19 protein-coding genes, 2 tRNA genes and 1 pseudogene are annotated in these 17,036 nt (G+C 66.1%); 17 read left to right on the top strand and 5 right to left on the bottom strand.

Translation table 11 applies throughout. The features are described from left to right. The first annotated feature begins 427 nt into the window (after positions 1 to 427). Positions 428 to 1,099, top strand: a complete 672-nt coding sequence (locus tag FXF68_RS08760) for a hypothetical protein (RefSeq protein WP_148758450.1) — start codon at positions 428 to 430, stop codon at positions 1,097 to 1,099. After that, positions 1,083 to 2,261 (top strand): ImmA/IrrE family metallo-endopeptidase, encoded by a 1,179-nt coding sequence (locus tag FXF68_RS08755; RefSeq protein WP_187437814.1) that lies wholly within the window; start codon positions 1,083 to 1,085, stop codon positions 2,259 to 2,261. The genes FXF68_RS08760 and FXF68_RS08755 overlap by 17 nt, the downstream gene beginning before the upstream one ends. A 65-nt stretch (positions 2,262 to 2,326) precedes the next feature. Here FXF68_RS08755 and FXF68_RS08750 read toward each other — a convergent pair whose 3' ends face one another. Further along, positions 2,327 to 3,136, bottom strand: coding sequence for an inositol monophosphatase family protein (locus FXF68_RS08750; RefSeq protein ID WP_148758448.1), 810 nt, complete (start codon positions 3,134 to 3,136; stop codon positions 2,327 to 2,329). Beyond that, positions 3,133 to 4,023, bottom strand: a complete 891-nt coding sequence (locus FXF68_RS08745) for a DUF5919 domain-containing protein (RefSeq protein ID WP_148758447.1) — start codon at positions 4,021 to 4,023, stop codon at positions 3,133 to 3,135. The genes FXF68_RS08750 and FXF68_RS08745 overlap by 4 nt, the downstream gene beginning before the upstream one ends. A gap of 319 nt (positions 4,024 to 4,342) precedes the next feature. On the opposite strand from FXF68_RS08745, the gene FXF68_RS08740 reads away from it, so the two are divergent. From FXF68_RS08740 to FXF68_RS08695, 10 genes are all read left to right on the top strand, one after another. Continuing rightward, positions 4,343 to 4,636, top strand: coding sequence for a hypothetical protein (locus tag FXF68_RS08740; RefSeq protein WP_148758446.1), 294 nt, complete (start codon positions 4,343 to 4,345; stop codon positions 4,634 to 4,636). 175 nt (positions 4,637 to 4,811) lie between these two features. Further along, positions 4,812 to 5,111, top strand: coding sequence for a hypothetical protein (locus FXF68_RS08735; RefSeq protein ID WP_148350159.1), 300 nt, complete (start codon positions 4,812 to 4,814; stop codon positions 5,109 to 5,111). Positions 5,112 to 5,430: 319 nt separating this feature from the next. Then, entirely contained in the window at positions 5,431 to 6,162 is a 732-nt protein-coding gene (locus tag FXF68_RS08730; protein WP_148758445.1) for a GntR family transcriptional regulator, read from the top strand. A 109-nt stretch (positions 6,163 to 6,271) separates the two neighbouring features. After that, positions 6,272 to 6,709: a plasmid replication, integration and excision activator gene (locus tag FXF68_RS08725; RefSeq protein WP_148758444.1), complete on the top strand. Its 438-nt coding sequence runs from the start codon at positions 6,272 to 6,274 to the stop codon at positions 6,707 to 6,709. Then, a complete protein-coding gene (locus FXF68_RS08720; RefSeq protein ID WP_148758443.1) occupies positions 6,709 to 7,011 on the top strand; it encodes a hypothetical protein in 303 nt (100 codons plus the stop codon). Before FXF68_RS08725 ends, FXF68_RS08720 begins: the two co-directional genes overlap by 1 nt. Beyond that, positions 7,008 to 7,307, top strand: a complete 300-nt coding sequence (locus tag FXF68_RS08715; RefSeq protein ID WP_148758442.1) for a hypothetical protein — start codon at positions 7,008 to 7,010, stop codon at positions 7,305 to 7,307. Before FXF68_RS08720 ends, FXF68_RS08715 begins: the two co-directional genes overlap by 4 nt. A gap of 81 nt (positions 7,308 to 7,388) precedes the next feature. Next, a complete protein-coding gene (locus FXF68_RS08710; protein ID WP_246178525.1) occupies positions 7,389 to 8,846 on the top strand; it encodes an FtsK/SpoIIIE domain-containing protein in 1,458 nt (485 codons plus the stop codon). Then, on the top strand, positions 8,843 to 10,543 hold the full coding sequence (locus FXF68_RS08705) for a replication initiator (protein ID WP_246178523.1): 1,701 nt from the start codon (positions 8,843 to 8,845) through the stop codon (positions 10,541 to 10,543). The genes FXF68_RS08710 and FXF68_RS08705 overlap by 4 nt, the downstream gene beginning before the upstream one ends. Further along, positions 10,540 to 10,749 carry a helix-turn-helix domain-containing protein gene (locus tag FXF68_RS08700; RefSeq protein ID WP_246178521.1) on the top strand — a complete coding sequence of 70 codons (210 nt, stop codon included), beginning with the start codon at positions 10,540 to 10,542 and terminating at the stop codon, positions 10,747 to 10,749. The genes FXF68_RS08705 and FXF68_RS08700 overlap by 4 nt, the downstream gene beginning before the upstream one ends. Beyond that, a complete protein-coding gene (locus FXF68_RS08695) occupies positions 10,746 to 11,906 on the top strand; it encodes a site-specific integrase (protein ID WP_148758441.1) in 1,161 nt (386 codons plus the stop codon). The genes FXF68_RS08700 and FXF68_RS08695 overlap by 4 nt, the downstream gene beginning before the upstream one ends. An 82-nt stretch (positions 11,907 to 11,988) precedes the next feature. On the opposite strand, the gene FXF68_RS08690 is transcribed toward FXF68_RS08695, so the two are convergent. After that, positions 11,989 to 12,061: transfer RNA gene (locus FXF68_RS08690), tRNA-Arg, on the bottom strand. A gap of 190 nt (positions 12,062 to 12,251) precedes the next feature. Here FXF68_RS08690 and FXF68_RS08685 point away from each other — a divergent pair. Both FXF68_RS08685 and FXF68_RS08680 read left to right on the top strand, forming a co-directional pair. Next, positions 12,252 to 12,683, top strand: coding sequence for a hypothetical protein (locus FXF68_RS08685; RefSeq protein ID WP_148758440.1), 432 nt, complete (start codon positions 12,252 to 12,254; stop codon positions 12,681 to 12,683). A gap of 144 nt (positions 12,684 to 12,827) precedes the next feature. Then, positions 12,828 to 12,916 (top strand) — tRNA-Ser (locus FXF68_RS08680). Between the two features lie 151 nt (positions 12,917 to 13,067). Here FXF68_RS08680 and FXF68_RS43720 read toward each other — a convergent pair. Beyond that, positions 13,068 to 13,712 (bottom strand): annotated as a pseudogene (locus FXF68_RS43720) (tyrosine-type recombinase/integrase); the annotation flags it as partial. On the opposite strand from FXF68_RS43720, the gene FXF68_RS43715 reads away from it, so the two are divergent. Beyond that, positions 13,711 to 14,058, top strand: a complete 348-nt coding sequence (locus FXF68_RS43715) for a hypothetical protein (RefSeq protein ID WP_246178519.1) — start codon at positions 13,711 to 13,713, stop codon at positions 14,056 to 14,058. The pseudogene FXF68_RS43720 and the gene FXF68_RS43715 sit on opposite strands and share 2 nt — an antisense overlap. A gap of 406 nt (positions 14,059 to 14,464) precedes the next feature. On the opposite strand, the gene FXF68_RS08665 is transcribed toward FXF68_RS43715, so the two are convergent. Beyond that, positions 14,465 to 15,106, bottom strand: coding sequence for a hypothetical protein (locus FXF68_RS08665; RefSeq protein WP_148758439.1), 642 nt, complete (start codon positions 15,104 to 15,106; stop codon positions 14,465 to 14,467). Positions 15,107 to 15,159: 53 nt separating this feature from the next. Here FXF68_RS08665 and FXF68_RS08660 point away from each other — a divergent pair, with 53 nt between their 5' ends. Together FXF68_RS08660 and FXF68_RS08655 are read left to right on the top strand one after the other, a co-directional pair. Next, positions 15,160 to 15,381 (top strand): helix-turn-helix domain-containing protein, encoded by a 222-nt coding sequence (locus tag FXF68_RS08660; protein ID WP_148758438.1) that lies wholly within the window; start codon positions 15,160 to 15,162, stop codon positions 15,379 to 15,381. Positions 15,382 to 15,625: 244 nt separating this feature from the next. Then, the gene (locus FXF68_RS08655) at positions 15,626 to 16,930 is read left to right on the top strand and encodes a DUF3631 domain-containing protein (protein WP_246178518.1); all 1,305 of its coding nucleotides are present in this window, start codon (positions 15,626 to 15,628) and stop codon (positions 16,928 to 16,930) included. The last annotated feature ends 106 nt before the right edge of the window (positions 16,931 to 17,036 follow it).

The following is a 17,036-nucleotide window of genomic DNA, read 5'->3' as shown; positions in this document are numbered from 1 at the left end:
CTGAACGTGCCAGCGCCAACCCTCCGCCTGGCAGCTCCGTGAGCCTCATGGATGACCGCCCTTCCAGTCCAACCGACCACTGGAACCCAGCCAACGGAGTGATACGCGCCGTAGGCGTGGTCATAGCGGCGGCGCGTACCCCGTGGCGGGCGGTCAGGGCGCGGCTGGCGGAGGTGGCGCGATGCGCGGCCCGGCGCGGCCGTCCGGTGACCGGCGCCCACGCCGCACGCTCCGGGCGGCCTGGCGCGGGGCCGCGCAGCGGCCTGAGCGCCGCCGCCCCTTGATCCCAAACAGCCAAATTCGGCAGTTCTCCCTGGTCGTCCGACTTAATCACGCACCGGCTGTACGCTGAGCACACGTGCAACTTCCTCATACGGAACCTCACTTGTGGTACCGTTTGAGGAAGTCGATCTATGTGGAGCTATGGATGAGCGCTGCACCTGAGTCACAGCCATGCAGGATCTTCATTGGCGAACAGGCTGAGCAAGAGCTTTCCCGCATGGGGCTCCGGGAGCGCTACTTCCATAACGCCATCACGGTAGGTAACGAACGACGGGAGCGTTGCGGGCCGACCCACCCCCGCCCCTACCAGGGGTATGTGATGTGGGCAGAGACCTTGGCCCATTTCCGCATGGAGTGCCTGGCCCTTGCACAAGACTGGAAGATGGGCCATGCCGATAACTACGAAACAATATTCAACCTGTCGCGAAAACTGGCAATCGCAGTTGTCGGCGGTGACACGAATACCGGCATTCAAGGTTTCGACGACCCCATGACTGCGCGCCCGAGAGGGCCTATAACGCAGCTAAGGGTCAAGCGAAACTACCGAGGTCAGGCTATGCTTCCCGGCATGCCCAAGTCGTCGGCCGAGAATTCTGAAGATGACTGTGAGACTTGGTTTTTCCTCGTCAACGGTCGAGAGAACCGACTGTACAGCGAGCTGGCTCTACCCATTCTTATGGGCAAGAGTCAGCGGGTGTCCCGGTATGCCAAGAGGATCCTTTTTGATCCCATAGAACTCGGCGATGTCGCCGTGACACCAGTCGAGCCCGATGAGGGACCCGAAGACGAAACCACCGTTCATGTCGGACGAAAGTGATATCACTAGGGCGTTTAATCCGAACAGATTGCGCCTCGCCCGTGAACGCTCTGGCCTTACCAAGGAAGCGTTTGCTCAATTGTGCGGCGTTACGCGTCGTGCAGTTTCAGACTGGGAAGCTGGGCGGGTGGAAAACCCGCCCGTCAGCAGAATTAGCCGCGAACTGGCATTTCCGTCCAGCTTCTTCTATGGCGAAGACATAGAAGAAGTACCCAAGGATGCGGTAAGCTTTCGCGCTTTGACAAGCATGTCTCAGCGCCAATTGCGGCGAGTACTTGCCAACGCCTCCATCATTCGGGCGTTTTCGGAGTGGATTGACGATCGATATACCACTCCTGTTCCCGACGTTCCTTCAATAGAGGAACTCTGCCCTTCCTCTATCGACTCTGAACCGGCTCCCGTTGAAGCCGCAGAGTCACTGCGCACGATGTGGGCTCTCGGCGTCCGTCCCATCCGGGACATGCTGACTCTGCTGGAAAGCAAAGGAATTCGAGTCTTTGGCATCGCTTCAGAAGATCGCGAGGTCGACGCCTTTTCTTTCTGGCGTGACGATCGCCCCTATATCCTTTTGAATCCGTCAAAGAGTTCCGAACGCCTCCGTTTCGATCTCGCTCATGAACTAGGCCACCTATGCATGCATCGTGGAGTAAGAACTAATCGCGAACGCAAGTTCGAATTGCATGCAAACTTGTTCGCTAGTGCTTTTTTGATACCCCAAGCGGGAGTGTTGCCGCAAGTTTCAGGCACCGTAAAGCTTAGCGATATTTTCGTTCTCAAGAGGTACTGGCGTGTGTCTGCCATGGCGATGGTGAAGAGGCTTCACCAAGTTGGGCGCATATCTGACTGGCAGCAGCGCCGGTGGATGATCGATCTGACAGAAAGAGGCTTTCGAAAGTCTGAGCCCGACGGAATCTCGCATGAACAGTCGTCCCTACTGAAACAGATCATGTCGCTGGCCCGAGAGGACGGATGGAGCACAGCTCGCCTATCAAGGGACTTGGGGATACCGGCCGCAGATTTGACCTCAGCCTTGATGGGACTAACGGTCACTTCCGTTTATGGTGATAGGGAGCCCCATTTTAGTCCGGAAGTTGGACCGCCTCAGCTTCAAGTAATAGCGGGTGGGCTGACTGAGTCGCCATCTCAAGAACCGATGTTTTGATACCCGAGATGGGCCGAATAATATACCGCTGGTATTGCATAGCGTGGCATTCCTTGTCCAATTGGCTAATCCTGACAGTGTTGCGCTATGATGCCAAGGATCGCTGCTAGACCATGCACTAGTTGATCACTAGATGCAATAGTTGCAGTGGATTTAAACGTGTGGTCGCTGCCATCTTGGTCGGTGACCTTTGCTCCCGCTTCGCGGGCAATGATGACTCCGGCGGCAGTATCCCAAGGTTTGTTCGAAAGTGTGATACTGGCGTCTAGCCTTCCCTCTGCGACCCACGCTAGATCTATGGCTGCTGAGCCGAGCATGCGGATGCGTTGGACGTTGGCGGCCAGGCGTTCGGTTAGGGCAATGCGTTGGCGGTTCTTGGCTTCGGCTCCCTCGCCTACGGCGTAGTCGCCGATGGCGACTATTGCGTCTTTGAGGTTGGTGGTCATGCTCGCTTGGATGCGGCGGTCTCCGAGGTAGGCGCCGGTGTGCTGGGCCGCGTGGTAGCGGGTGCCTAGGAACGGTAGGTCTATCACGCCGACCACGGGGCGGCCTCGTTGGATGAGACCGATTGAGAAGCCGCAGAGCGGGATGTTGCGGACGAAGTTTGCGGTGCCGTCTACCGGGTCGATGGCCCAGAGAAGTTCGCCGGTAGTGTCGCCGGTGATGCCTTCTTCTTCGCCGAGTATGGCGATGTCGGGCGTTCGCTCTTTGAGGTAGTCGCGGACGGCGCGTTCTACGGCGTAGTCGACTTCGCTCGCCATGTCGCGGTCACCCTTGGCGGTGAGCAGGCCGGGGACGCGGGTGCGCACTAGGTCACTGGCTATCTCCGCTGCCTTGAGGGCGACGGGTAGTAGTGCGGCTGGTGCGTCGGTCATAGGGTGCGGCCTCGTTCCCATAGCGCGTTGAAGGTCTCTTCGAACGTCTCATACAGTCCGGTGCCGTTGCCGGTCGCACTGCGTTCGGCGAGGAATGTGGGCGAGTCGAGTCCGCGGGCGCTCGGTAGGTAGGGCTGCATCACGCAGAGCCGGTCGTTGATGAGCGTGATGTTGAACCGGATCGTCTCGTCGTAGACGGCGACCGTCAGGCGTTCTTGGGCCTCGGACGACAGGCGCTTGCGTAGGCGGGTCAGAACCTCGATGTTTAGGCGCGTGAGCGTGGTGAGGTGGTTGTCGCTGTAGCCCTCTTCCTGTTCGCGGGCTCGGATGGCTTCGCCTTCGGGATCCAGGAACAGGGCTTGCAGAGTGGTGCCGTCCTCGATGAGCCGGTAGAGGCGCTGGTCGGGATACTGCTGGCAGAGCATGTTGAGGGAGAGGCCGGCGGCTCGGATGCTGCTCGCTCCGTCGAGTAGGGCGTGTGGCGGGTGGGCGTAAGAGAACTCGGCGCGGGTGGTGAATACGGCGGTGACGTCCGCGTAGGGGTTCGGACCTACCCGGTCGGCGGTCGATTCAAGGTCGGCGCGCTCGTCGCTGGGCGCGTAGGCGGCGGGCTCGTCGGCCAGGACGTGCGGCGGGCACGGAGCGAACAGCTCGTCGGCGGTCCACTCGGGGAACATCGCCTCCAGGACGCGGCAGTGATCCGTGTAGGGAAGGCGCTTGAGTTCGCCGGACGTCCAGCGGTGGAGCTGCGCGCGGCTCGGTGCGGTGCCGGTGAGTTCGGGCGAGACCCTCTTGGCTGCCTCGTTGTAGGCGGCCTGGAACATGCCGTACCGATGTAGGCGGCGCTGACGGATGACGACTTGCAACAGGATCGGTTGGGGAGACACAGGCCGTCCTCTCTGCTGGGCGTTTCTCAGGCTAGACGCGGCGCGAGATCGAGGACGAGACAAAGTCGAGACAGGTGCAAGACCTTGACGTTCAGGACGAGATGATCATGACGTCGTGACGCAACGTGACTTGTTGGCACGGTGGCGTCATGGTGAGCGATTGCACCTCTTGCAGGGGACGCGGGGTCAAGCGGCGTGTGGCGCGGCGGACGTTGACGCCGGGTCACGTGGCGGGCGTTCCGGCGGACAGTCGTCAGGACTCGTGCCCTGACTGCCTGGGGACCGGTCGCGCGTCCGAGCGGCAGAACGGTGCGGAGTCGTGAACGCGCGGGATTTCGAGATGCGGCTTCTGGCTGATCTGCGGTCCTCCCTTCTGGCTCTGGGCCTGGCTGTCCGGCTGGATGAGGGAATGCCGGGGCTGCTAGTGAGTACCGCGAATCCAGGGCTGTTCGTGTGGGTGTTCGTCGGGGCCTCGGGCCGGACGTTCACCTGGCGACGCGACGACAGCAAACACCCGGTCGACGACATGTCGGGCGCGGCGGCCGAGGTGGCTCGCTTCGTGATCGCGCAGGCCGGGCAGCTCAACGGCTCGGCGAACGACCACTTTGACTAGCGCTGCGGCTGGCCTGGCGGGCTGGCCCTGAGCGCATTGAACGGCAGAGCCGGAGGCACGGCGAGGACGGTCCGTCGCGTGATCGCCCCCCAGTTCCCCCATGGTCACGCGTGTGGGAGGGACGGACCAGGCCCCGCGCCTCCGGCTCTGCTTCCGACGAAAGCGAGAACAGGTGATGGGTCCTTCTCTGTCCCGCGACGCTGAACTTCGGGTGCTGGGTGAGCTGTGCCGGGCTCTAGTCAAGCGCGGTCTGTACGTCCAGATGCGTGACGCCGTCCCCGGACTGACGGTCACGCGAACGGGTGGGACGGCACTCGACATCATCGGGTACGTGGTGGTGAACCGTCACAAGAGAGAGATCTCTTGGTGGCGGGTCGACAACGTCCACCCGGTCGCCGACCTGGACGCGGCGGCCGAACGGATCACCGCGTTCATGCACGAGCCGACCGCGTCGAACCTGCCGAGACGGCCGTGACGATGCGGGCCGGAGATGCACCGGACGATCGGACGGCGGCAATCATCACCCTGCAACGCCGGTTCCCGGACTCGGCCGTCTGGTTCGGGCAACACACCTCCCGTTGGTGGGCTCTGATGCCCTGGGCGAATTGGTGGGTGCTCCTCGAAGCGGGGACGCCGATGGAGCTGGCAGACCGGATGACTGAGGCGCGCGGGTCCGCTGTTCCTCACGGCGTTATAGGGCCTGCTGATGTCCGGTAGTCGTGACATCCGGGACGGGTTGGGCGTACATTAACGCTGACCTGGTAAGACAACCTGTCGGATGATGGACGGACGAGATGAGCCTTGAATCCGTGCCCCCCAAGTACGCCCAGCTCGTCACGGAGCTTCAACGGCGCATCGAGTCCGGCCAGTACCCGCCCGGCTCCGCGATGCCGAGCGAACACATGCTCATCGCCGAGTTCGATGTCAGTCGGCCAACCGTGGTGGCGGCTCTGCGGGTGCTTCGGGATCAGGGCTGGATCGACTCCCGGCAAGGCAAGGGCCGGTTCGTCCGGGGCCGTCCTGCCCTCGCTTCGCTGGAGAACGCGCGGGCGGGTCAGGTTCGGCTCGCTGGTTCGGAGGCGGCCGTACCCGGCGAGGTCCTCGCCGCCGGGGTGGTCGATGCGCCGAACCGTGTCCGGTCTCTTCTCGGCCTCGGCTCGTTCGGCAAGGCGTTCCTTCGCCGACGGCTGCTGACGGCTGACGGTGCGCCGTCTGAACTCCTCTCGCTGTGGCTGCCCCTGGACCTCGCCGAGTCAACGAACCTGACCAGCGCCGAACCCCTGAAACAAGGTGTGCGGCAGCACCTGGAATCCCGCAAGGGCGTGAAGTTCGATCACGTCGTCGAGCACATCGTTGCGAGGATGCCAACCGGCGAGGAGGTCGACGCGTTGTCGATGCGTACGGGGACGCCTGTCCTCGTGGTGTACGCGACTGCCCGGGACGCTGCCGGTCGTCCGCTCATGGTGGTTGACACCGTCCTGCCTGCTGACCTGCATGAGCTGGAAGACGCCTACCCGCTGGCGTGACCGCACCCGGCCACACGCCGGTTAGTTACTTGATAGACCAAGCTGGGTAGCCTACGATCACACTTGGTAGGTCAACTGACAGACAGTTGACCGGATAGGAGTGATCGCCATGGCGATGCAAGGTCCGTTCAAGGTCGCGTTCGGGGACGTGTTCCCGTTCGGGGCGTTCATCAAGGGCGGTGTGGAGCCGGTGCGGGACTTCGACCGGTCGACGCGGGAGAACTTCGTCCAGGCGCGCGACAAGGAGTCGGGCGAACTGGTGTGGGCGGTGGAGGTGCTGGACGCTGACCCGGAGTCCAAGGGCACGTTCAAGGTCAAGCTGACCGCGCCGGTTCAGCCGATCATGCCGGAGGCTCCGACCGGGTTCCCGTTCGTGCCGGTGGAGTTCGACGGGCTGAGCGTGACGCCGTACGTCAACAGCCAGAACAACCGGCTGGCCTACTCGCTGAAGGCGGCGGCGATGCGCCCGGCCAACATCAAGCCCGCGGGCCGTGCAGCGGGCAAGGACAACACGGCCAAGGACAACACGGCCAAGGATGCGGCCTGATGGGCGCGCAGTCGGGCGGGCGCATGTCGGCGCTGTCGCTGCCCATCGACGGTGCGGCCTCCTCTGAGTTCAGGGCGTTTCGGGCGCGTACGCCGCTGTTCACCGTCTCGGCCGGTCGGGTGCTGGTCACGCTCACTCTTCCCGAGCGGCTGGGCGCCGGGGACGTGGAGTTCGCGCGGCGGCTGGCCGAGCAGGCGGCGGCGTACGCGGTGGAGGTGGAGCGGCTGTACCGGTCTGGCCGTCGTCCCTCGTCCGTCGGGTCCTCGTCGGGGCGGTCCTCGGGCAAGGGGAGGGCGGCGTGAAGGACGGATACGGCGGGATGGACCTGCACCTCGGCGCGGGCATGCGGTTCTACTGCCACACCTACCCCGAGGACCCGGAGGCGGGGCCGATTCTGGTGATCGAGGCTGCGGGCGTGTCCCTGATGCTGACCAACCGGACGCGCGGCGCGGTAGAGGCGGGCGACGTGCAGAACGCGCGGCGGCTGCTGGAGGTCGTCTCCGGGTTCACCGCCGAGGTGGAGCGCCTCCACGCCCTCCACGCCCTCCACGCCGTCAACGGTGCTGCGGTCGAGTCCATCCAGGACGCGACGGCCTGATCTGGGTGGGGCGGCTGGAGCTGCTACCTCCGGCCGCCCCGCTTCTCTCCCCTGAACAGCACAAAGAAGAGGTGACCCATCATGGCATGGGAGTTCCGCAAGCTCGGTCCCGGTGAGAACGTCGCCGTTGAGGCCCAGCGTGACCCGTTCGCCGCGCCGAAATGGGCGCCGCCGGTCTGGCACATGCCCGAGGGCCTGGTCCTGATCGTCAACGCCGTCCGCGCTCTGGTCGGGACGGTCGTCTTCCTGGTCCGCAACATCGTCCCCGTCTCCGTCCTGTCCGGACTGGCCTGGCTCGGGTACCGGTTCGGCTGGCTGGTGCCCGTCTTGGTCCTGTTCCTCGTCGCCGTGGGCCTGTCGGTTTGGGCGGGGGCGGACCGCCCGTCCTTCGTCCGCTGGATCGGCCGTCCGGCTCGTGCCCGGTGGCGGCTCGTCCTTGTGTATCGGCGGGACTGGCAACCCGTCCTGGTCACGGCCGGGCTGACCAAGGTCCACAAGGGGCGGGAGTACCTGCCCTCCCTCGTCCGCGTCCGCTGCGGTCCAACCTCGGACCGGGTTCTCGTCCGGATGCTCAAGGGGCAGGCTCCGGACGCCTGGGAGCGGGTCGCGGTGAACCTCGCGCACGGCTTCGGCGCAACCCTCGTCCGCGTCCGCGCCGGGGACCGTCCGGGCCGGATCTGGCTGGAATTCGTCCGCCGTGATGCCCTCGCCGAACCGATTCCCGCCCTGCCCATCCTCGACGCGGCCGACGTCGACCTATCCGCGCTGCCCATCGGACGGCAGGAAGACGGTTCCCCGTGGCGGCTGCGGCTGCTCGGAACCCATGTCCTCATCGCGGGTGCGACGGGGGCGGGGAAGGGCTCGGTCATCTGGTCGACCATTCGCGCAGTGCTGCCGCTGATGCTGGGCGGCCTGGTGGAAGTCTGGGCGGTCGACCCCAAGCGCATGGAGCTGTCGTTCGGGCGGGCGTTGTTCGAACGCTACGGGCGCTACAGCGATGACCCGCGCGGCGGGATGGTGGCGCTGCTGGAGGACGCGGCGGCGGACATGAACGCCCGCGCCGAACGGTTCGCCGGACTAACCCGCAGCTTCACGCCCTCGCATGAGTTCCCGTTCCGGATGATCGTGGTGGATGAGCTGGCGTTCCTGACCGCCTACTGCCCTGAGCGTGATCTACGTAAGCGGGCCGAGTCGGCGCTTGCCGTGCTCACCTCGCAGGGCCGCTCGGTGGGGTACTGCGTGATCGGGGCTCAGCAGGACGCGCGCAAAGAGGTCAACAACCTGCGCAACCTGTTCCCCGACCGGATCGCCCTGCGCTTGGACGAGGACGAACAGGTGGACATGGTGCTCGGCGACGGTGCCCGCGACCGTGGTGCCCTCGCCGACCAGATCTCGTCCATCCCTGAGATCGGCGCGGGCGTGGGCTTCGTGCGGCTGGAAGCCTCGCCTGACCCGGTGCGGGTGCGGGCGGCCTATGTCTCCGACGCCGACATCCGCGACATGGTCACGCTCGGCCTGCCCGGTGTGGAGGCGGCATGAGGCAACCCACCCTCGACGACACCACCGAGGACACCCGGCCCTCGTCGGCCGAACCCGGTCCAGAACCCGTGGTCAAGACGCTGGCTCCGCTGGCGCGCGGGGTGCTGGAAGCGGTCGCGGTCGAACACGGCGTCTGTGTCCGTCCCGTGCCCATGCGGCGGGTTGAGCTGAACACGGGCGCGGCCGAGGTGGTCTATGTCCCGTGCGGTCACACCCTGGCCTCGGTCTGCCCTTCGTGCGCTGAACGCAAGCGCAAGCTCCGGGCCGTGCAGTGTCGCCAGGGCTGGCACCTGGCCGAGGAACCGGTCATCACGCGCGCTGACCCCGACGACGAACAACGCGCGTGGATGGAACTGCGGGCACAAGCTGCGGCGGCCCGTGACCTCGCGGCCGAGGACGGTACGGCGCACGGGGAAGACGCTGCGTTCTGGGATGCCGTGGTCCGTGATCTCGACAACGAGCTTGAACGCGCCGGGGTCCGCGGTTCCCTCAAGGCCGGTGACCAGAGCAAGAGCCGACGCACCCGATCGACCCGGCGGCGGCAGGACGCGCCCGACCTTCCCCGGCGTCCGGTCGACTCCCGCACGGTCGGCAAGGTGTTCCGAGGCAAGAACGGCAACACCTTCCGGCCCTCGCTGTTCCTCACGCTGACGCTCGACTCCTACGGGCGGGTACGCGGTGACGGTACGCCGGTCGACCCCGAGTCCTACGACTACGCGCGGGCCGCCCGTGACGCCGTGCACTTCTCCAAGCTGGTAGACCGGTTCGTGCAGAACCTACGCCGGTTCGTCGGCTATGACGTGCAGTACTTCGCCGCCGTCGAACCACAACGCCGTCTCGCTCCTCACCTGCACATGGCCATTCGCGGCACCATTTCGCGGGCTGAGCTGCGACAGGTGGTGGCGGCCACCTATCACCAGGTGTGGTGGCCCTCGACCGATCGCGTCGTCTTCGACGGTGAACACCTGCCGGTCTGGGACGACGCGGCGGGCGAGAACGACGGCGGCTACCTCGACCCCACTACCGGCGAAGTGCTGCCCACCTGGGACGAGGCGCTGGACGCCCTCGGCGAGGATCCCGACGCCCAACCCCTACACGTGGTCAAGTTCGGACGCCAGATCGACGCGCAAGGCGTCCTCGCCGACTCGGCCGACTCGCGCCGCTGCATCGGCTACCTGACCAAGTACCTCGTCAAGGGCGTCGCCGAATGCCACACCGCCCAGACAAGCACGCAGCGCGAACACATCGACCGGATGGCCGAAGCACTCCGCTACGAACCCTGCTCACCCACGTGCGCGAACTGGCTGCGCTACGGCGTCCAACCCAAGAACCCACGCAAAGGCATGGCGCCGGGCTACTGCAGGGGCAAAGCCCACCGACGCGAACACCTCGGCTACGGCGGCCGCCGCGTCCTGGTCTCCCGCAAATGGTCCGGCAAGACCCTCGCCGACCACAAAGCCGACCGCAAAGCCTGGGTCCTCGCCCGACTGGCAGAAGCCGGAATCCCCGTCACCAACCCGGCCGACCCACAAGCGGTCCACATCTGGGAACGCGCCGGACCCGCCGACCCCGACGTGAAACCGACCGAACAACGGCTCCTCCTGCTGATCAACGAACGCATCCAACGGCGCCGCCAGCTCGACGCCGCGACCCACAACACCACTCCCGAACTTTCGGCAACTGCGGAGGCAGCGTGACGACTGCGAAGGACCGAGCGGCTGAACCGCTCTTGTGGAGGCCCGAACAGGCGGCCGTGATGCTCGGCATCGGACGCACGAAGGTCTACGACCTGATCCGTACTGGTGCGTTGCGGTCGGTTCGGCTCGGTGGCTCCCGAAGGATTCCGGCATCGGCGCTGACCGAGTTCGTTGCCCAGCTCGAAGAAGAGGCGGACGCGGCATGACCAAGCGGCGGGGCAACGGCGAGGATTCGATCTACAGGGATGGCGACCGCTGGCGCGGCGCGATTCATCTCGGCTACGACGAGAAGGGACGCCGTATCCGAAAGAAGGTGTCAGGCCGGACGCGCAACGAGGTGGCGGACAAGCTCCGGAGCCTTCGCAAGCTGGTGGACGCCGGAACGGTTCCCGACGACAAGATCACGGTCAAAGCGTTCCTGGACCGCTGGCTTGCTCACAACCTGCCGGGCACCGTCGCCGAGTCGACGGAAGACGACTACAACGACACGGTCCGGCTTCATCTGTCGCCTGCGCTCGGGCGTAAGCGGCTGGCCAAACTCACGGTCCTGGACGTTGACAAGCTGTGGCAGGCCAAGCGGGAAGCGGGCTACAGCGCAAACAGCATCCGAATCATGCGAACGGTCCTCCGTAAGGCGCTGGGCCAAGCGGAGCGCGAGGGAATCGTCCCGCGCAATGTCGGCGCTCTTTCGGCAGCTCCTCACGTGGTGGCCAAGGAGGGGCGAACGCTCACGATCGACCAAGCGAAAAGGCTGCTCAAGACGGTAACGGGACACCGTTTCGAGATCGCGATCATGATCGCCCTGGCCTACGGGCTGCGGCGCGGTGAGGTTCTCGGTCTGCACTGGTCGGCGGTCGACTGGGATGCAGGCACGGTGCGACTCACGCACGCCGTGAAGCGCAACAAGAACCGCGACAAGACGAGCAAGCGCAAGACAGCTCTAGTGATCAGCGAACTCAAGACGCCGAAGTCACGCCGGACGCTGGTCCTCACTCCGCAGATCATGGCCAAGCTTCGGGCGCTTCACGTCCACCAGGCCAAGGCCAAGATCGCGGCCGGTGAGCTGTGGAAGGATCATGGGCTGGTCTTCACGACTGCGGTCGGAACCCCCATGGATCCCGACAACTTCTCGCACACCTTCTCCAAGCTGGCCAAGCGGGCGGGGCTCGGTCACTGGCATCCGCACGAGTTGCGGCACTCGGGCGCGTCGCTGATGCTCGCGCAAGGGACGCCGTTGCACGTCGTCTCCGAGATCCTCGGCCACACGTCTATCGCGATCACCAAGGACGTGTACGGGCATCTGCTCGTCGATGACAAGCGGGCGGCGGCTGAGGCCATGAGCGGCGCCCTCTTCGGGACCTGATCGAATCCCGTGGCTCCCAACGTGGCTCCCATGGCCCACGCAAGAGGCCCCTTCCGTGATCGGAAGGGGCCTTTGAGCTGGGCGCACCCGAAGGGATTCGAACCCCTAACCTTCTGATCCGTAGTCAGATGCTCTATCCGTTGAGCTACGGGTGCCTGCCGGGATTACTGTACCGGCTCCGCGGGGCGGACTGCGAATCGGTTGCGGTACAGGTCGGCGCGGGAGTGTGACTTGAGTCACGGAACCCTTTGTGGTGGGTGGGTGTCAAAGGGGTCATCGGGACGGGTGTGACGTGAGAGGTCTGGCTCGTCCGGAAGATCCAAAACCCCCTGAAGGAGAATCCCTATGCGCATGTCCGCCACCACGCTGGTCGGCGTTCTCGTCGTCGGTGGCCTGTTGATCGGGTCCACGGGTTGCGGGGCGATCGACGCCGTCGCCGGTGGCAAGAAGAGGACCGCCTGCAAGAACATCGAGACGGAGCTGCGCAGCTTCTCCACCGGCAGCATGTCGATGACGTCGCCCGGCGGCGCGTCGTCGACCGCTCAGAAGTTCACCGACACGGCCGCCAAGGTGCGGTCGGAGGGGCAGAGCGCCGGCGGGGACGTCGAGTCCGCCGCCACCGCGTTCGCCGGGGACCTCGACAACACGGCGCAGATGCTGCGGAAGCTGAGCTCCGGCGACACGTCGTCCATCGGGCAGCCCGACACCGCCGCCATGCAGCGGCACGGAAACGATCTCGCCGAGGCCTGCGGGTTCAGCTCGTTCCGCCTGGGCTGACGTCCGGCGATCCGCTCCTGCGGCCCCAGGGGCGGGACGTTCGGTAAAGGTCGTCGCGTCGCGGCGGCCGCTCGGACTATGCTGCTCGTCGGGCTTTGCCGGTTGGTGCGCTGAACCGGTAGCCTGTCTGGGCCTGAAGGCTCTGGAGGATTCGCCTAGTCCGGTCTATGGCGCCGCACTGCTAATGCGGTTTGGGTTCACGCCCATCCGGGGTTCAAATCCCCGATCCTCCGCCTTACGACCAGCGCGTTCGCGGAAGTCGATAACTTCGGCGAGCGCGCTGGACTCGTCTTGTAGGTCCATTGTGGGTCCGGACCGGCGAGGAACGATCGTCGCCGTCGCCTCGGCCGCCGCTCTGGCGACTTGGGGGATCACCGACGTGTAGGTGTCCGCGGTGAAGCTCGACCGCGCGTGCCCGAGCGTCTCGCTGATGATCTTCATATCGACCCCGGCCGCGAGGCTCAGCGTTGCGGCCCCGTGGCGAAGGTCGTGGAAGCGGATCGGCGGAAGCGGGCCGCCGTCCAGCGCGACGTACACGGCTTCCACGGGGACGCGGTGACGCTTCGCGATCTCGGCGACCGTCCAGCCGTCCGCGTGCCGCTGGCGGATCATGCCGTACCGCGTGACGATCGCCTCGAAGCGTTGCGAGATCCATTCGGGCCGGAGCGCCGAACCGTCCTCGCGCGTGAACATGAGGCCGTTGTCCTCCCACAGGTCCCCGGCCGCGCGGCGCTCGGCGTCCTGGAGGTCTTCCCACTCGTCCAGGAACCCGGACGTCACGCCGTCGAGCGAGACCGTCCGCGCGCCGCTCTCCGACTTCGTGTCGTCCGGGTCCAGGTCGTCATCGGGGCGGGTCTCGCGGATCGTGATCGTGCCCGCGTCGTGGTCGCGCTCGGCGCGCGGCAGTCCGGCGACCTCGGCGCGGCGAAGGCCGCGGAAGGCCACCAGGTGGAACAGCGCGTAGAACCGTTCCTCGATCGCCGTGGCGAAGTCCAGGAACGCGCCGGTCTGGTCAGGGGTCCACACCATGACCGGGCCCGGCGCCTTGCCGGTCTTCTCCCATCGGGCGACGCGCCCGGCCGTCCAGACGAGCGGCTTCGGCCGCGGGCCGCGCGGCAGTTCGACGTTCTCCACGGGGTTGAAGTCGAGAAGCTTCGACTTCTTGACCGCGCTGCCCAGGGCCGAGCTCAGCACCGCGTGCACGCGCTTGATCCGCGCGGGAGACAGCGGCTTGGTGGACTTCTTGCGGCGCTTCTCGCCCTCGGCGAGTTCCTTCTTTACCGAGTCGGCACGCGCCGCGATCAGCCGGACCATGAGCTCGCTCGGCTTCTCACCGTCCGGCAGCGGCCGGTTGATCAGCAGCATTTCGGCGTAGAGCTCGCTCGCGTGGTAGTCGCGAAGGTCGATCAGGCGCAGATGGCCGAGGCCCGGCTTCAGGTAGAGGTTCACGGCCTCCACGTAGCTTTCGCGCGTGGAGTCCTTCAAGTCCACCTTGCCCGCGAGCCAGCGGTCCAGGTACGGGCCGACCTTCAGCGCGTGCTCCGCGGTGTGGCCGCGCGTGCCGGTCTTCGCCAGTGCTTTGGCGAGCTCGGCCTCGGCCTCCTTCTTCGTCTCGAAGGGGCCGATCCGCGGCCGCCGACGTCCACCCTTCGCAGTGGAGGGCGCCTCATACCGCGCCCACCACGCGCCGTGGTTCTTCTTCTGGATGTCCGGGCACGTCGTGTCGTACGGCTTCCCCGTGTCCGGGTTCCGGCACCCGCACCGCTTGAACGCGGAGCCCTTCATCGCTCGCCCGCCTTCCCCTTGACCGCGGAACCGAGATGTCCGGCCGCCCGCGCTTGCTGGACCCACCGGCGGGCCGTCCGGTCCGATCCGAGGTCGAAGTGCTCAGCGACCGCACGCACCGGTGCGTGCGCGAGGTTCTCCCGGTAGACCTCGGCCACCTGGCGAAGGATCTCGTTGGTGACCCGCCTACGAACCTGGCGCCGAGCCGTACGGACGGCGGTGATCCCCTCCCGCTGTCCGTCCTCGGTGAGGATGAACCGCGCGACCCGTCGCCGGTTGCCTTGCTCGTCGGTCCGGTACTGCACGGCAAGTTGGGCCGCTACCTGCTCGGTGATCTCCTCGACGGGAATCGCTCGAAGATCTGCGTTCCGAACTTCCCGGTTGCCCGGGGTTGCCAAGATGCGGACCTCTCGACTCTGCGGGGCGCCGTCGATCACCTCGAAGTGAATCTCGAACCCGATGGGGTCCGCGCTGCCAGAGCGCGGCACGTAGGTCACGGTGAACTGGTGGGGCAGTTCGTAGCCGTCCCCGATCGGGAGCCATTTCTCGGATTCGTCGTACTGCACGGAGCTGCGCATGCCCGCGCGCCCCGCGTAGAGATTCAGTGATTTCACGTGTCGTCCCGTCCGGTCAGTCATCGGCTGCTGAGTGACCTAGCTTACGACCTAGGTCAGTCGCGATGCTATGGATTATGACCACATCGGACAGAACTGACGTCACGCTGCCGGACCCCCGCAAGCGCCCGACCATCCCCGTACCGGAGGCTGGCGAGCTCCTCGGACTCTCGCGGGCATCTGCCTATGAGGCCGCGAATCGTGGCGACATCCCGACGTTGCGGATCGGGCGCCGGATGGTGGTTCCGACGGCGCGCCTTCTCGCCATGCTCGGACTCGACAATGGCGAGGCTGGCTGATGGCGAGCGGGACGACCGCGGCCGGTGCGGAAAGCGCGCGGCGCTGGCGCGCCGTGGTTCGGCTACCTCCGCTGGAGTGCGGGCACGCGGACCCGTGGCTCTGTCTCGTCACGCCGACCGGTCCGAGCACGTTCGGACTGACGCACGCCGAACTACTCGCCCACGTACGACGCCAGGCCGCGGCCGGTTGGCAGCGATGGGAACTGGTTACGCGCTTCGCCGATCCGCGAAGGATGGTGAGCGCGTGAGCAAGCCGGGGCCCGAGTCGGGCGCGCGGTTGCTGGACGAGCTGCGCGCCGCGCTGGCCCGGTACGTGATCCTTCCATCTGCGGAGGCCGGTGATGCGGTCGCGTTGTGGATCGCAGCCACCCACGCGCAACCCGCGTGGCAGCACGCAACCCGGCTCGTTATCACCGCGCCCGAGAAGCGGTGCGGCAAGTCCCGGCTTCTCGACATCGTGGAGACGACGTGCCATACGCCGCTGATCACGGTGAACATCTCCCCGGCGGCGCTGGTCCGCTCGATCGGCAAGGACCCGCCGACGCTCCTCCTTGATGAGGCAGACACGGTGTTCGGGAAAAAGGCCGCGGACAACCATGAGGATCTCCGCGGACTCTTGAACGCAGGGCATCAGCGCGGACGGCCCTATATCCGGTGGGACGCGGCGCAGCGTCGGCCCGAACACTGCCCAACGTTCGCTATGGCCGCACTGGCAGGGATCGGCTCGATGCCGGACACGATCGAAGACCGCGCCGTCATGGTCAGGATGCGCCGTCGCGGACCTGGTGAGCGGGTCCAACCCTTCCGGACCCGCCGCGACGCTCCGGCGCTGCACAAGCTACGCGCCCGCATCAACGGCTGGATGCGGCACCACCTGGACGAGCTCGGCGACGCCGAGCCCACCATGCCGGTAGAGGACCGGGCAGCGGACAACTGGGAACCCCTCATCATCGTTGCCGATGCCGCTGGCGGTGCGTGGCCCGACCGCGCCCGCCAGGCATGCCGGACTCTGACCGACGCGGCCGCCGAGGACACCTCCATTGGCGTGCGCCTCCTCGCCGACCTACGGACCGTGTTCGGTGACGCCGAGGCGCTGCACGGGGCGACCATCCTGGAAAGGCTGCACAAGCTCGATGAGGCCCCCTGGTCGGACTGGTTCGGTCGCCCGTTCAGCGCTCGCGACTTGGCCAAGACGCTCAAGCCGTACGGCATCAGCTCAACGAAGGTGAAGGTCTCCGGGCAGGCACTCCAGGGGTATCGACGCGATCACCTCTACGACGCATGGAGTCGCTACCTCCCACCTGAGCAGGCCCCGAGCGGAACCCCCGGAACCAGCGGAACCATGCAGGTCACAGCCTCGCCAAAGGTTCCGGTTCCGGACACGCAAACGGAACCGGAACCGGTGACGACCTCTATGAGCTGCGAAGTTCCGCAGGTGCCAGAAGTTCCGGACGCCTCGCGCTGCGCCGTATGCGAACAGCCTCTAGACCCTGCTCTAGCGGCGGCCGGTGAGACCACACACCCCATGTGCGACGGAGGCCCCGAGTGATCCGCAACCGCGCACACCCCCCACCCCCCGGCGCGGGGGGAGAGATGTTCAGTGGGCGTCGGGGTCCCTACCGGGATCATGAACGGGACTTCGACCCGGGGCCCCG

It is taken from the genome of Actinomadura decatromicini (genome assembly GCF_008121305.1).
In the GTDB taxonomy this organism is placed as follows: Bacteria; Actinomycetota; Actinomycetes; order Streptosporangiales; family Streptosporangiaceae; genus Spirillospora; species Spirillospora syzygii.
The sequence above is the reverse complement of the archived record's forward strand: the minus strand, read 5'-3'. Positions and strand labels throughout refer to the sequence as shown.